The organism is Candidatus Planktophila sp., from assembly GCF_044232745.1.
GTDB lineage: Bacteria > Actinomycetota > Actinomycetes > Nanopelagicales > Nanopelagicaceae > Planktophila.
This window is the reverse complement of the sequence record NZ_JBIILI010000001.1, coordinates 164,902-179,407: the sequence shown is the minus strand read 5'-3', so window position 1 is coordinate 179,407 and position 14,506 is coordinate 164,902. Positions and strand designations below refer to the sequence as shown.

General features: G+C 46.2%; 15 protein-coding genes. 7 read left to right on the top strand and 8 right to left on the bottom strand.

Annotated elements, in window-relative coordinates; genetic code table 11:
• Position 1 precedes the first annotated feature (1 nt).
• Complete coding sequence (locus AC9UGD_RS00925; protein WP_509568274.1) at positions 2–892, top strand: TIGR01777 family oxidoreductase; 891 nt, start codon at positions 2–4, stop codon at positions 890–892.
• Here the strand turns inward: AC9UGD_RS00925 and AC9UGD_RS00920 are convergent.
• On the bottom strand, positions 878–2,020 hold the full coding sequence (locus AC9UGD_RS00920) for an FAD-dependent oxidoreductase (protein WP_509568586.1): 1,143 nt from the start codon (positions 2,018–2,020) through the stop codon (positions 878–880). The two genes, AC9UGD_RS00925 and AC9UGD_RS00920, sit on opposite strands and share 15 nt — an antisense overlap.
• 72 nt (positions 2,021–2,092) lie before the next feature.
• Positions 2,093–4,246 (bottom strand): MMPL family transporter, encoded by a 2,154-nt coding sequence (locus AC9UGD_RS00915; protein WP_509568272.1) that lies wholly within the window; start codon positions 4,244–4,246, stop codon positions 2,093–2,095.
• Positions 4,247–4,306: 60 nt separating this feature from the next.
• Here AC9UGD_RS00915 and lipB point away from each other — a divergent pair, with 60 nt between their 5' ends.
• The 4 genes from lipB to AC9UGD_RS00895 are packed head-to-tail and all read left to right on the top strand — an operon-like array spanning position 4,307 to position 7,262.
• The gene (gene lipB / locus AC9UGD_RS00910; protein WP_509568270.1) at positions 4,307–4,963 is read left to right on the top strand and encodes a lipoyl(octanoyl) transferase LipB; all 657 of its coding nucleotides are present in this window, start codon (positions 4,307–4,309) and stop codon (positions 4,961–4,963) included.
• Positions 4,960–5,892: a lipoyl synthase gene (lipA, locus tag AC9UGD_RS00905; RefSeq protein ID WP_509568268.1), complete on the top strand. Its 933-nt coding sequence runs from the start codon at positions 4,960–4,962 to the stop codon at positions 5,890–5,892. The genes lipB and lipA overlap by 4 nt, the downstream gene beginning before the upstream one ends.
• Positions 5,885–6,583, top strand: a complete 699-nt coding sequence (locus AC9UGD_RS00900) for a lysophospholipid acyltransferase family protein (RefSeq protein WP_509568266.1) — start codon at positions 5,885–5,887, stop codon at positions 6,581–6,583. Before lipA ends, AC9UGD_RS00900 begins: the two co-directional genes overlap by 8 nt.
• A 4-nt stretch (positions 6,584–6,587) precedes the next feature.
• A complete protein-coding gene (locus AC9UGD_RS00895) occupies positions 6,588–7,262 on the top strand; it encodes a DUF4191 domain-containing protein (protein WP_509568264.1) in 675 nt (224 codons plus the stop codon).
• Positions 7,263–7,278: 16 nt separating this feature from the next.
• Here the strand turns inward: AC9UGD_RS00895 and AC9UGD_RS00890 are convergent, their stop codons facing one another.
• Positions 7,279–7,650: an RDD family protein gene (locus AC9UGD_RS00890; protein ID WP_509568262.1), complete on the bottom strand. Its 372-nt coding sequence runs from the start codon at positions 7,648–7,650 to the stop codon at positions 7,279–7,281.
• A gap of 155 nt (positions 7,651–7,805) precedes the next feature.
• Between AC9UGD_RS00890 and glnA the strand changes: the two genes are divergently transcribed.
• Positions 7,806–9,239 carry a type I glutamate--ammonia ligase gene (gene glnA, locus AC9UGD_RS00885; RefSeq protein ID WP_509568260.1) on the top strand — a complete coding sequence of 478 codons (1,434 nt, stop codon included), beginning with the start codon at positions 7,806–7,808 and terminating at the stop codon, positions 9,237–9,239.
• Positions 9,240–9,288: 49 nt separating this feature from the next.
• On the opposite strand, the gene nhaA is transcribed toward glnA, so the two are convergent.
• Genes nhaA through AC9UGD_RS00860 form a run of 5 tightly spaced genes read right to left on the bottom strand, consistent with a single transcriptional unit; the run spans position 9,289 to position 14,012 of the window.
• A complete protein-coding gene (gene nhaA / locus AC9UGD_RS00880; RefSeq protein ID WP_509568259.1) occupies positions 9,289–10,479 on the bottom strand; it encodes a Na+/H+ antiporter NhaA in 1,191 nt (396 codons plus the stop codon).
• 9 nt (positions 10,480–10,488) lie between these two features.
• A complete protein-coding gene (locus AC9UGD_RS00875; RefSeq protein ID WP_509568257.1) occupies positions 10,489–11,916 on the bottom strand; it encodes a purine-cytosine permease family protein in 1,428 nt (475 codons plus the stop codon).
• Between the two features lie 2 nt (positions 11,917–11,918).
• A complete protein-coding gene (locus AC9UGD_RS00870) occupies positions 11,919–12,428 on the bottom strand; it encodes a copper resistance CopC family protein (protein ID WP_509568255.1) in 510 nt (169 codons plus the stop codon).
• A gap of 9 nt (positions 12,429–12,437) precedes the next feature.
• Complete coding sequence (locus AC9UGD_RS00865) at positions 12,438–13,268, bottom strand: SDR family oxidoreductase (protein WP_509568254.1); 831 nt, start codon at positions 13,266–13,268, stop codon at positions 12,438–12,440.
• Complete coding sequence (locus AC9UGD_RS00860) at positions 13,269–14,012, bottom strand: enoyl-CoA hydratase-related protein (protein ID WP_509568252.1); 744 nt, start codon at positions 14,010–14,012, stop codon at positions 13,269–13,271.
• A 73-nt stretch (positions 14,013–14,085) separates the two neighbouring features.
• On the opposite strand from AC9UGD_RS00860, the gene AC9UGD_RS00855 reads away from it, so the two are divergent.
• A complete protein-coding gene (locus tag AC9UGD_RS00855; RefSeq protein ID WP_509568250.1) occupies positions 14,086–14,406 on the top strand; it encodes a LuxR C-terminal-related transcriptional regulator in 321 nt (106 codons plus the stop codon).
• The last annotated feature ends 100 nt before the right edge of the window (positions 14,407–14,506 follow it).

Here is a 14,506-nt window from a genome sequence, read left to right as displayed (position 1 = left end):
TATGTCAGTCCCACAACGGATTGCGATTACGGGTGCGTCCGGACTTATTGGTACCGCACTTGTTGGTCATTTCAAAAGTGAAGGCCATACAGTTCAACGCCTTGTTCGTCGCGCACCAGTTTCATCCGATGAAGTGCAGTGGGATCCGCAAACAGGTTTTGTGGACCTTGAACCACTTCGCGGCGTCGATGCCATCATTCATTTGGCAGGCGTAGGTGTTGGTGATAAGCGCTGGAACAAAAAATATAAGAGTGAAATTCTAAACTCCAGGTTGCTTGGTACCACCGCTATCGCACATGCAGTCGCTGAACTTAAGCCTCAGATATTTATCTCTGCCTCTGCAATTGGTTGGTACGGAGAAAGCGGAAATCGCGCGGTTGTAGAAACTGATCGCGCCGGTGACGATTTCTTGGCCGCTGTTTGCCGCGAGTGGGAAGCAGCTGCAGATCTTGCTGGTGAAGTACGCACCGTTAAAATTCGTACTGGACTTGTTCTAGATCCGACAGGTGGGGCTCTTGGAAAAATGCTTCCGCTATTTCGTTTAGGTCTTGGCGGAAAATTGGGCAATGGAAAGCAATGGTGGTCATGGATCACTTTGCACGATCAAATCCGTGCAATAGTTTTCGCTTTAGAGAATCCAATTTCAGGTCCAGTGAATTTGACTGCTCCAAATCCTGTTACAAATCAAGAATTCACTTCGGCCCTTGCCCGAGCTATGCATCGACCTGCAGTATTTCCAGCACCGGCAATCGCATTAAAGATTGCGTTAGGTGGATTTTCTTCAGAGGTACTCGGGTCAAAACGTGTTATTCCACATGTTTTACAAGAGGCTGGCTTTACCTGGGATTACCCACACATCTCCGAAGCCCTTAGTGCGCTAGTCGAGCATTAATTGAGCTGCAAGGCGGCCTGAAAAAAGCGCGCCTTGTTGTGAAGGAACAGTTCGGTGATCTCCAGCTACGTAATGATGATCGTTGATCTTTAAGGCGTGAGATAAGGCCCTACCAACATTCTGAATTGGTAACGCTGCAGGAATTTCATACTTTGCTATGAACTGCCAATCATGAGTACTGCTTCCCCACACAATTGCTAAGTGGCGCCGCACATCGGACTCGGTCACACTTAAATCTGTTGTTGTAGAAACAAGATGCTGGCCAACCGGTGCATAGCTTCTGGAAATATCTGACATGACCACACTATTGATTATTGGTCCACGCTTTTGACCATCAACTACTAAGCGTCCAGTTCCTGAAGGATTGTGCGTTACGGCGTGATACCAAGTAATGCATCCAGCCATGCGTGCAACTTCAGGCAAACCAAGCAACTGAGTAGCCGTGGTTGCATCCGTTGCGATCAAAATCTTATCTGCTGTGTATGTGCCGTTGTTAGTATGAACCGAATTTAGTTCGATCCGATCAACTTGTGTTTCATAAACAACTTTTTGAATTCTCTTTACAAGAGCATTAGGAAGTTCGCCAACACCTTTGCGCGGGACGCCAGGTTTTCCATTAACAAAGCTTTTGATAATTGAGTGTCCATAAACAGCATCAACATTATCTGGATCAGTTAAGAAAACTCCCTGTAAAAATGGACGTAAAACACGAAGGTACGTCGTACCAGTGCTTCGCAACGCTTGACCAATCGATTGGCCTGGCTTCGGCTTGACTGCAATAAATCGCAGCAAGGCAATCTTTTCAGGAATCGTGCCAGTTGCTTTATCTAATGCTGTCCACGGTACTTGTCGAGGATCACCAATTGCATGACGCCGATCGCCAAGTGATACCTCTACGACTCGTGGTGCCTCAATGAAATCTAGTTCATTGATCACATCCAGTTGTTGCAATGCCGGATATTGTGCGTTTATCAATTGGAACCCACGGTCGCAGATAAACCCATCGATTACATCATGGGCGACCCGACCACCAGCACGATCAGAAGACTCAATCAGGGTTACTGTCGCACCTGCAGCTTGCAGCGTTATTGCGGCATTAATTCCTGCTAAACCTGCGCCGACAACCAGAAAGTCAGATTTAATAGTCAGCTCACTTCCGTAATGAGAAGTAGTAAATAGCCAGCGAGACCATGAACGTTTCTAACTATTCTGTAACTTCGAAGGCCACCAAACTTTTCCACCAATATCGTGAACAAGTGCAGGTACCAAAATTGTTCGAACAATCAAAGTATCAAGAAGTACACCGAACGCCACAGCGAATCCAAGTTCGGCCAAGAAAACCAGTGGTAGAACTCCCAATACTCCAAATGTCGCGGCCAAAACAATTCCAGCCGAGGTAATCACTCCACCTGTCACAGTTAAACCCTTGATTACTCCGGCACGAGTTCCGATCTTCGCACTTTCTTCTCGAACACGTGTCATCAAGAAGATGTTGTAATCAATACCTAACGCCACCAAGAAAATAAATGCGAACAATGGGAATGAGGTATCTGCCCCCTTGAAGCCAAAAATATGCTCAAACACTAGTTGGCATGCACCGAGTGTTGCGAAGAATGATAAGACCACGGTTCCCAAGAGCAAAGCTGCTGACACAATACTTCGCAGAAGTAGGCCAAGAATTAAGGTGATCAGTACCAAAACAATTGGGATGATGGTGCGATTATCGCGATTTGCGGACACATCGGTGTCGTAGGCAACCGCTGTGCTGCCACCAACTAGAATTTTTGGATCTATTGCATGAACCGCTTCACGAATAACGGGAATGATTTCTCGCGCTTCGACTGAATCTGGGTTTAGAGACAGGGTTGCATTTAAGACAACCAAGCCATCAACAATCTTGACTTCAGAGAGTTCTTGTCCAGGAATGATTGGTGACATTCTCAACGGCTCAACCGATGAAACGCCTTCAACCTCTTTTAACGCCGCTGAAACTGAGTCCACAAGTGTTACTGGAACAATCAATTCCGTTGGCTGACCCGATCCCCCAGGGAAATGCTCGCCCAAACGTTCAAGACCCACGACGGAATCAGGGCGTTGGGTGAAAGCATCAGCTGTTGATAATCCCCTAGCGTTTAGTGTTGTGGAAAAACCAGCCAAGACCGAAAGTAGTACAGCGGTAATGATCCACAGTTTGCGGGGACGTTTCTCAACTGCACTACCAATTTTTGCCCACGTGCCCGTCAGTTGAGAATTCACATCATCATTTCTAGGGATACGCGGCCAAAAAACCCAACGTCCAAAAAGAATTAATAGTGCAGGCAACAAAGTCAGAATCGTAATGACGGCTGCTGCAATACCAATTGCACCAACAGGTCCTAAGCCACGGTTTCCGGAAAGGTCGCTGAGTAACAAAACCAGCAGCGCAGAAATTACTGTTGCACCAGAGGCAACGATTGGCTCAAAGACACCTTTCAAGGCAGCTTTCATGGCCTGAGCGGGATGATCTTGATGGTGCAACTCTTCTCGATAACGCGAAATCAAAAGAAGCGCGTAATCAGTTGCTGCACCAAGCACAAGCACCGACAAGATTCCTTGCGACTGACCATTGAGATCAATAATGTTATTTTTCGTAAGCAGATAAACAAGACCGCCGGCAGTTGAAAGAGCAATAACTGCAGAAAATAATGGCAATATCCAAAGAACTGGCGAACGGTAAACAACGATCAAAATGAGCGCAACGACTCCTAGTGTCGTCAACAGCAACGACGAGTCAATTCCTTCAAAAGCTCCGAATAAGTCGCCGAGTAACGCACCAATTCCGGTGACATTTGAAACCAATCCCACGCTCTTAGCAAATTCTGCCGAATCTTCGCGCAGCGTTTCTATCACTTCAGGTAAAGCAGGTTTGTTGTTCGGTAACAGATCGGTAGCAATTTCTGATTTAAATGGCAGGTTAACTAAAAGGGCTTTGCCATCTTGTGAAGGGAAAGCAAAGATTTGCTCATTCTCAGTTAAGTATTTTCCGATCGCAACATCAGTGTCACCAATCTTCTTTGAACCAAGTTGTGCAAGATGCGCATTTAGTGCTGCAATTTTGGATTGATCTACTTCTCCGACATACAGAACCAAAGTCGGTAGATTCTGATTTTGGTCCTGATTAAACTTTTCAATTATCTTTGCTGCTTGGGTTGACTCTGCACTGTCAGGCAAAAAGGCTGAATTGTCATTCTCTTGGACCGTTGACAGCTTGCCAAAAAGAGGACCAAAAACACCGCTAGCGCCAAACCACAAGAAAATGATCAGTAATGCGTAGGCAAGTGGGCGGCGACTCTTCTGAACTGATGTGGAGGACACTAAATGAGACCTTTCGACCGTGAATTGGTAAGGAGGCAAGCCTACCTTTAGGCTATTGGTGTGCCAGTTGTAGCGACTCCCCCTAATGCAGTGATTGCGCTCTCGCGTTCAGGGTTAGTTGATTATCAAAAGGCTTGGGATATACAACGTACCGTTCATGAGGAAGTTGTCTCCGGCTCTCGTCCCAACACTTTGCTTTTACTAGAACATCCTTCTGTTTACACAGCGGGTAGGCGTACTGATGCCGCCGAACGACCTAACGATGGGACCCCCGTTATTGATGTTGATCGCGGAGGCCGCATAACCTGGCATGGCCCTGGTCAGCTCGTTGGATATCCAATTGTCAGATTACAAAAGCCAACCGAGCTCGTTGGCTTTGTCCGCGAAATTGAAGCAGCCCTAATTTTGGTGTGTGAAGACTTAGGTCTTGCCGCAGTACGAGTTGACGGCCGGTCAGGGGTTTGGATCCAAGATTCACAAGGTGATAGAAAAATTGCTGCGATTGGTATTCGTGTGGCCAAGGGTGTGACCATGCATGGTTTTGCCTTGAATGTGAATCCTGATCTGACTGCTTTCGGGCAAATTGTTCCATGTGGGATAACCGATGCCGATGTCACATCTCTAGAAATAGAACTGGGACGATCAATTACAATTGATGAAGTAGCACCACTTGTAGAACGACATGTATTTGAATCATTGAAAAAGGTGAGCATATGACGATGGCACCAGAGGGTCGCAAACTTCTTCGTATCGAAGCTCGCAATGCAGAAACACCAATTGAACGAAAGCCAGAATGGATTAAGACTCGTGCAAATATGGGTCCGGAATACACCCGTCTACATGGCTTAGTTAAATCAGAAGGCTTACATACCGTTTGCCAAGAAGCGGCTTGCCCGAACATTTTTGAATGTTGGGAAGACAAAGAAGCAACTTTCTTAATTGGTGGAGATCGCTGTACCCGCCGTTGCGATTTTTGCAATATCGATACCGGAAAACCATTAGCAATCGATCGCGCCGAACCGTTCAAGGTGGCTATGTCTGTAAAGACTATGGGGCTTCGCTATGCGACTATCACCGGCGTAACACGAGATGATCTAGAAGATGAAGGATCATGGCTCTATGCCGAAACAATTCGTAAGGTTCACGAACTAAACCCCGGAACTGGTGTGGAAATGCTAGCGCCGGATTTCAACGCTAATCCAGACTTACTAAATCCGATATTTGAAACTAAACCTGAAGTTTTTGCGCATAATCTGGAAACCGTGCCACGCATTTTCAAGCAAATACGCCCAGCCTTCACCTACGAAAAGTCATTGCGCGTTTTGAGAATGTCTCAGGATTTTGGGCTAATCACTAAATCCAACTTAATCTTGGGTCTTGGCGAAACTCGCGAAGAGGTATCACAAGCCCTTATTGATCTACACAGCGCTGGCTGCGATCTGATCACGATTACACAATATTTACGTCCCACCAATAAGCATCACCCGGTAGAACGCTGGGTCAAGCCACAGGAATTTGTTGAACTTGCGCAAGAGGCAGAAGAGATTGGTTTCTTGGGCGTGATGAGTGGACCGCTTGTTCGCTCTTCATACCGTGCTGGGCGTTTGTACAAGCAAGCTATGGAAAAGAAGGCGGCTCGTGGCTGATCTGGTATATCCCCCAGTAATTGTTCTAGTAAAGAGTTTCTGGAAATATTTAGGTTTTAATTTTGATTTTCAAGGACAAGACAACGTTCCTCGCAAGGGTGGCGCAATCCTTGCTATCAATCACACGAGCTATCTAGATTTCGCACTCGCGGGAACAGCGGCCTTACCAGCAAACCGATACGTGCGATTTATGGCAAAAAAAGAGTTGTTCGATAACAAATTAGCTGGTCCCTTGTTGCGCGGAATGCATCACATCAATGTTGACCGAAGCAATGGGTCTGCATCATTTGTTGCAGCACTGCGCGCACTTAAAGCTGGAGAAATCATTGGCATCTTCCCTGAGGGAACAATCTCTACCAGCTTTGAGATTAAAGGATTGAAATCTGGTGCCGTCCGATTGGCAATCGGTGCCGGAGTTCCTGTGGTCCCAACAATTGTGTGGGGTGGTCAGCGCGTCTATACGAAGGGCGTAAAGCCAAGTTTGAAGAGAGGCAAAATCCCTGTCTCTGTGTCCTTCGGTGAGCCCATTACCTATTCTCGAGATACAGATATCGAAGTTGCCGAGACGCATTTGCGCGAAGTGATGATCCAAATGTTGCGTGATGTCCAAGAAAAGTACCCTGATAGCCATGTGGGCCAACGTTGGGCGCCAGTTCGCCTTGGTGGAACCGCTCCTGCCCCACTAAACTAAGAATATGTTTAAGAAAAAAGGTAAAGAGAAGAAGATAAAGACCCCACGCTTTCAAACCTTCCGCGATGCTTACAAGGTAACAAAGCAGGTTAAACCGTGGATTCCATTAGCCCTGGCCGGCATTTTTCTAGCTTCATGGGCTATAGGAATCGGCATTGGTGCCGCACTTGGCCATCCTTTCTACTTTGCCTTTATCTTCTTCCCAATTGCAGCACTTCTGACTCTTTTGTTTTTTACACGACAAGCTGGAACAGCGGCTTACGCATCAATTGAAGGACAAATTGGTGCCGGTGCCAGTGTGTTGATGTCTATTCGTAAGGGATGGACTACGACACCAGCAGTGGCAGTGGCCCGTAATCAAGACATGGTTCATCGCAGCGTTGGTCGAGCTGGGATTGTATTGGCTGGCGAAGGTTCGAATTCGGTTCGACAGATGATCTCTGATGAAAAGAAAAAAGCTGAACGATTTGCACCTGGCGTCCCAGTGATTGAAATTCTTATAGGTAACGAAGAAGGTCGTGTGCCGATTCGTAAACTTCAACGTCACATGCGTCGTCTTCCAAAGAAATTGTCTGCTCACCAGATGCGAGAAGTTCGTGCACGCCTAAAGGCTGTTGGTGGCATGTCTATGCCAATTCCAAAAGGTCCGATGCCTACGCGAGCACCAAAAAGTCGCTAACGTTCAAACACATTCTTTAGCTTCTTGTTAGAACAGAGCCGCTGAATCGCTCGTGCATTCCTCTTCCATTTTCGTCAAAGGTAATTGCGAAAATTACTGTCACTAACAGCGCTGATCGAATCAGTGCTTGCAATGGAGTAATCGCTCCACCGTCAGCGAATCGCACAATCTTTATGCCAAACAATCTGTGCCCTAATGTCGCTCCTTGGAGCGCCGACAAAATTGCTATTTCAGCGAAAAAAAGGGCAAGTACAGTCCATGAACGATTTGGGGCCATTGCCCCCAACCCACCGGCCGAGGCCGCCACGATGAAATAGCAGGCCAGCCAATCGACCATCAGTGCCGCAAACCGGCGCCCAAGGCCCACACGCGTAAATTGAAAGCTCATGTGGCAAGGGTAACTGGGTATCGCTCAAGACGTAACATGGATTTAACAGGCGGGTTATGTCAATTTCACCGTATGGACCTAGGGTTCAACTACTCAAAGCGCGCAAGGCTCAATGATGAGAGATTTAGCGCATCACATGTGAAATTGGGAGAAGCATGTTTAAGAACGCAGCAGAAATCTTTGCCTACATCAAGAAAGAGGATGTCAAGCTTGTTGATGTCCGCTTTACCGACTTGCCTGGAATTCAGCACCACTTCAACGTACCTGTTGAATCATTTGATGAAGCGGTTTTTACAGATGGCCTGATGTTTGACGGTTCATCTATCCGTGGATTCCAAACAATTAACGAATCAGATATGAAACTTTTACCGGTTCCAGAATCTGCATACTTGGATCCGTACCGTAAAGAGAAAACTCTGATCATTATTTTCTCTGTTCACAATCCAGTAGATAACACACCATACAGCCGTGATCCGCGTGGTGTTGTTGCAAAGGCTGTTGAGTACATGCGCTCACTTGGATTTGCTGACACAGCATTCTTCGCACCAGAAGCAGAATTTTATGTTTTCGATAGCGTGCGCTTCAAGACAACAATTAACTCAGCTGTTCACGAGATCGAATCGTATGAAGGCGCTTGGAACACTGGTGTTGAATACGATGCTGATGGAACACCTAACCGCGGATACCGCACTCGTGTAAAGGGCGGATACTTCCCAGTGTCTCCAACAGATCAATTCGCAGATCTTCGCGATGAAATGGTTATGCAACTTGGCAAGGTTGGACTACTCGTTGAGCGCTCACACCACGAAGTTGGTACTGCTGGTCAGATGGAAATTAACTACCGCTTCACAGACATCCTGAGCGCAGGCGATGACGTCATGAAGTTCAAGTACGTCATTCGTAACACTGCATGGCAGGGTGGCAAGACTGCAACGTTTATGCCTAAGCCACTCTTTGGAGATAACGGTTCAGGTATGCACGTACACCAATCACTATGGAAAGATGGCAAGCCACTGTTCTTCGAAGAAGGCACATACGGCGATCTTTCAGACATGGCACGTTGGTACATCGGTGGTCTGCTTAAGCATGCACCATCTCTTCTAGCATTTACAAACCCAACAGTTAACTCATACCGTCGTTTAGTTCCAGGATATGAAGCACCTGTAAACCTTGTGTACTCAGCACGTAACCGTTCAGCTTGTATCCGTATCCCAATTACAGGATCCAATCCAAAGGCAAAGCGCATTGAGTTCCGTTGCCCAGATCCATCATCAAACCCGTACTTAGCGTTCGCAGCAATGCTGATGGCTGGCCTTGATGGAATCTTGAACAAGATCGAACCACCTGCCCCAGTTGATAAGGATCTCTACGAGCTAGAAGGAGCAGAGGCAGCAGCTATTCCTCAAGTCCCTGGTTCATTAGATGAAGTTCTTAACAACCTAGAAAAGGACAATGAGTTCTTAACAAAGGGCGGAGTATTTGCCAAGGATCTTATTGACACATGGATCGCATTTAAGCGTAAGGAAGAAGTTGACTACGTTCGACTACGTCCACACCCAGCAGAGTTTGAGCTGTATTTCGACATCTAAGAAATCCGTTAGTACAAAGCCCGCCCCTAAAAAAGGCGGGTTTTGTTTTTTACTTCTTTGCGATTGTCTTAAAGAGAAGAACAGAAATTAGCGCACTCACAACCGATGCAACAATTACTGCAAGAACAGCAATATCCTGTGTTGCAGCATCATCAAAGGCTAAATTGGCAATAAATATTGCGACGGTAAATCCAATTCCAGCGGCACTGCCTGTGGCCAATAGCGATGAGTTATTGACTCCATCTGGAAGGTCGGCAACCTTAACGCGCTTTGCAACAAGGGATGCGAAGAGAACTCCAAGAGGCTTGCCCACAACTAGTCCGGCGAAAATTCCCCAAGCAACAAGAGACTCGGATGCTCCTCTAATCATCTCGGATGTGATCACAACACCTGTGTTGGCAAAAGCAAATATTGGTACGACACAAAATGTGCTGACGGGGTGGAATTTGTGCTCTAACCACTCTATGACAGATACCGAACCGTCCTCTGCATCTTCGATCTGTGTACTTTTGTGGGGAATATTGGGAGTCATCAATCCCAGAATTACACCAGCCAGCGTTGGGTGAACTCCGGTCTTGTATAGGCAAAACCACAGAGTAAACCCAAAAAGTGAATACACAAGAACAGATGTAACTCCGGTTCTTTTCAGGACCGCGACGAAAAGAATGCTCAGCAAGCCGGCTGCAAGCCAAGAAAAATTGATCCCAGTTGAATACACAAATGCAATAACCAAGATTGCGCCAATGTCATCAATGACAGCTAGTGCAAGCAAAAATGATCGTAAAGAGGCAGCAACACTGGGTCCAAGCATTGTTAGCAGACCAACTGCTAATGCAATATCAGTTGCGACAGGCACTCCCCAACCAGCTGGTGCTACTCCTCCAGCGATTGCTAAATAAATCAGAGCCGGAAAAGCCATTCCACCTAAAGCAGCCACGAAGGGCAACATTGCTTTTTTAAATGACGCTAGATGTCCAGATGTTAACTCGCGCTTGATTTCAAGACCCACAACAAAGAAGAAAATACTCATCAACAAATAGTTAATGATTTTTAGAAGCGAAAAATCAATTAATGACCATCCTGATCCCACTTCGATGTGAAAATCAAGAACAGAAAAATACTTATCGGACAAGGGTGAGTTAGCTGTGATCAAGCCCAACACAGCTGCTACTAGAACCAGCAATCCACTTGTGGATTCACGGCCCAAGAAATCTCGAAGAGGTGAAATGCGAGGAGTCATTCCCCTACTTTAACTGAGTGCATTCTCTTGCGCTCGGATTTTGCGGAACGACAGCAGGACATGACCTACAAATCCAATAATCAGGGCAAATATCACGCCCACATTGGCGAATGCCCACGCTCCCTCTTTGCCGCCAATAGCGCCAAGAAAATATCCCTGCCACGATAACCATGAAGCAAAGGTGTTTGTCACAAACCCCCAGCCAACAATTGTTCCAAGTAGCATTAAAGTAATAGATCCCTTATTGATTGATCCATACATTCCTTTGGCGTTATACAAATCCTCTTCGACATATGCCTTCTTTCGCATAATGACATCAGCAACAAAGATCGCAGACCAGACCGCAACTGGCACACCAAGCGTGATCAGAAAACCTTGGAATGGATAGAAGAAATTGTCAGCAACCCACACGATGTAGATGCATCCTGCAAGCATTATGAAGGCATCAATAATTGCTGCTTGATGGCGCTTGATTGGTACACCAATTGAAACAAGAGCCAAACCTGAAGAGTACAGATCAAGAATTGCTCCACCTACTAACCCCAATATTGCAATTAGTGCGAATGGGATTAGAAACCATGTAGGAAGTAGCGATGTCAAGGCACCGATTGGATCCATAGCGATCGCTTCACTTAGCTCTTTGCTGCTGGCTGATAAGGCAGCGCCGTAAATCACTAAAAGGATTGGAACAACTGATGCACCAAAGACAGTCCATCCCACGACAGCCTTACTGGAAACTGTTCTTGGCAGATAACGCGAGTAATCAGCTGCACAATTAACCCATCCAAGTCCGATGCCGGTGATACCGAAGATCAATGCGCCAATGAATGCTTGGGTCGTACCATCCTTGATTGCAGTGACTGCGCTCCAGTTAACTGAGTCAATAGTTAGGGCGATGTAAACAACTGTCATTGCCACAGTTATGACTGTCAACAATTTTTGTAGTTTCATAATCACGCCAAAACCAAGAACACCACCAAAAACAGTAAGTGAGACCGCAATTACAAATCCAAGGATCAGAGCAAGATTCTGATCTACTCCCCCGATTCGGGAGAAAACTGTTCCCGTGGCAAGAGTGGCAAGTGAGACTAGGACTGTTTCCCAACCAACAAAAATAAAATAAGACAGCATTCCTGGAAGGATGCTTCCCTTTACTCCAAATGATGCCCGCGCCAAAACCATGGTTGGTGCATTTGAACGCTTGCCTGCCAGAGAGCTAATGCCCACAAGAAGAAATGAAGCAATCGTTCCGATTATCGCTGCGAAGGTTGCCTGTCTAAAGGAGATTGCGAATCCTAAAAAGAACGATCCATAGGAAAGTGCCAGTAGCGAAACATTGGCTCCCGCCCACGGCCAAAACAGGGAGCGTGCAGCTCCTTTTCGTTCAGCTTCTTGAATCGTATTGGGGCCATTTATCTCAAGATCAAATGCCGACATTCCTACTTTTTCTCACTCTTACGGTGCATGAAATATCCAACTGCACCGAGCATCAGAAGAAGTACAAACACAGCTATTCCTATCGGAGGCGATGAGGTTTTCTCGAGTTCGGCAGTAGTTGTGGGCACGGCTTCGGCATATTCAGGTGAAGCATTGAAGGTGTATTCACCTTCAATTACATGACCATCTTGGCCAACGACGCGATATTTCACAATAAAGACTCCTGCAGCACTTTGCTCAGAAATCTTGGTCGTAATTCTTCCCGCTTCAACGACAGAGTCATCTGAGCTCATAACGTATCCTGTTGAGTCGGTGACTTCTAACGAGTTAACTATTTCGCCACCCAAATTCTGCAAATCACCACTAAATTCAATCCATACCTCAGTAGGGATCGGATTTACGTTGGCAAACTGTTCGGGAAATGAAGAAACAATTTCAACATGAGCCGAGGACGTTGGGATCGAAAGGAATGTTAAACATCCAACGATCAAGGTGATAATTACTTTGCGCATGCGTCTAGTTTAGTCTAGAAAGAAATCGAGAAGGAAATCTTTAGTGCCTGGAGTTACTGAGTACTTCTCTAGATCTGTGATTCCTTCACTTGCTAGCAATAGGTCATCGACAAAGAAATTACCTGTGCACTCCTTGGCGTCACGATTGAAGATGATGTATGCAGCATCTGCCAAGATCTCGGGTGTGCGACCAGCTAATGCATCGATGCCGGGAATCATTTGAAGAGCAGCTGTGTCAATAACCGTTCGTGGCCATAAAGCATTTACGCCAATACCATCCCGCTTGAACTCTTCAGCCATACCCAAAACACACATGCTCATTCCGTACTTTGCCATTGTGTATGCAACGTGATTCTTGAACCAAACAGGTTTCATCGAAAGCGGTGGGGAAAGATTTAATATGTGAGGGTTTCTTCCCTCGGCCGCTGACTTACGCAGATGCGGCAATGCTGCTTGGGAAGTCAAAAAGGTTCCGCGCACATTTACATCAAACATCAAATCAAAACGCTTTGCTGGGGTTTGATCAGTACGGGTCAAATTAATTGCACTTGCGTTATTGATGAGAATATCTATTCCACCAAAGGCCTCAGCTGCTTGATTAACTGCCGCTTCTATCTGCAACTCATCACGCAAATCGCATTGAATGGCAAGAGCTTTTCCACCAGCAGCTTCAATTTCAGCAGCAGCTGTATGAATAGTGCCTGGCAATTTTGGGTTGGGATCAGATGTCTTAGCAGCTATTGCTATAGATGCCCCATCTCGCGCAGCACGTAGTGCGATCGCTAATCCAATTCCACGTGATCCGCCAGTAATAAAGATGCGCTTTCCTTCAAGTGACATTTACTTACCCTTCTTAGACATGAACTTCATGAATGCTTCCATTGCTTCATCTGATTGCAACGCCATTGCAAAAATCTCGAACTCAGCCTTCATGATCGCGGCAATCGCATCATGATTTTTGGCCTTCAGCAATGCCTTTGTATTGATGATCGCCTGAGGCGGCTGTTCGGCGATATGGTGAGCGATCTTCATTACATGAGCCAAGGGATCTGAATCCTTAGCTGCAGCTAACCCCATCTCAATTGCCGAATCTGCATCAAAGCTTTCACCTGTCATAAAGATTCGGGCGGCTCGCTGATAACCAACTAATTGTGGAAATAGGAAACTAGATCCTGCTTCAGGCACCAGGCCTAAGGAGGCAAATGGCATTGAAAAATTGGCTGTAGTGCCAGCGATTACTACATCGCAGTGAAGCAACATAGTTGTTCCAACTCCGACAGCATTTCCTTTCACTGCAGCAAGTAATGGCTTTGGAAAGTTAAGTAGAGATGCCAAAAACTTAGCAACCTCTGAATCATCCGATGTAGGTGGATTGTTCATAAAATCCATGATGTCGTTGCCGGCGGTGAAGTGATCACCCTCTGCTGTCAGCACCACTGCCCTGATCCCAAAATCTCCCGCTGCATCATTGAGACCCTTTGCTAGATCTGCATACATAGCTCGTGTTAGGGCATTCATCTTTTCGGGACGATTGAAGCTGAGGGTTAGCACTCCCGCGTCTTGTGTGGCCAAAATTTCGCTCATTTGGGCATCCTATGGGGTGACTCGCGTAAATAAAAAGAGCACAATTAAGACACGCGGAGAGGCGGCAAATTTCATGGCAAGAGATATAACAATTTCAACACGAGAATTAACTCCTTTTGAACAACTGGTCCTGGAGTTGGTCTGCGAAGGAAAATCAAATGGTGCTATTGCACTTCAGACATCTCATAGTGAAAAAGTAGTAGAAAATACTGTTAGTCGCAGTGCACAAGTTTTCGGAATCAAATCAGATAGTGAAACAAATCTGCGTGTATTACTAGCACTTGCTTATCGTGCACACTATGGCGACAAAGCTTTTGATAAGTTGAATGTTCCTTGCTCGCATCTGGAAATAGGACCAGATGGAAAGTCGATGTGTAATCGCCACATTGACTGAGGGCAACCACTCTGTAACTTTCATCGAGTGCTGACCCTCGCACTTTCTTATCTCAACCTTCTACGCACGGAGTAGACATGGCACTGTATTGATTTTCTAA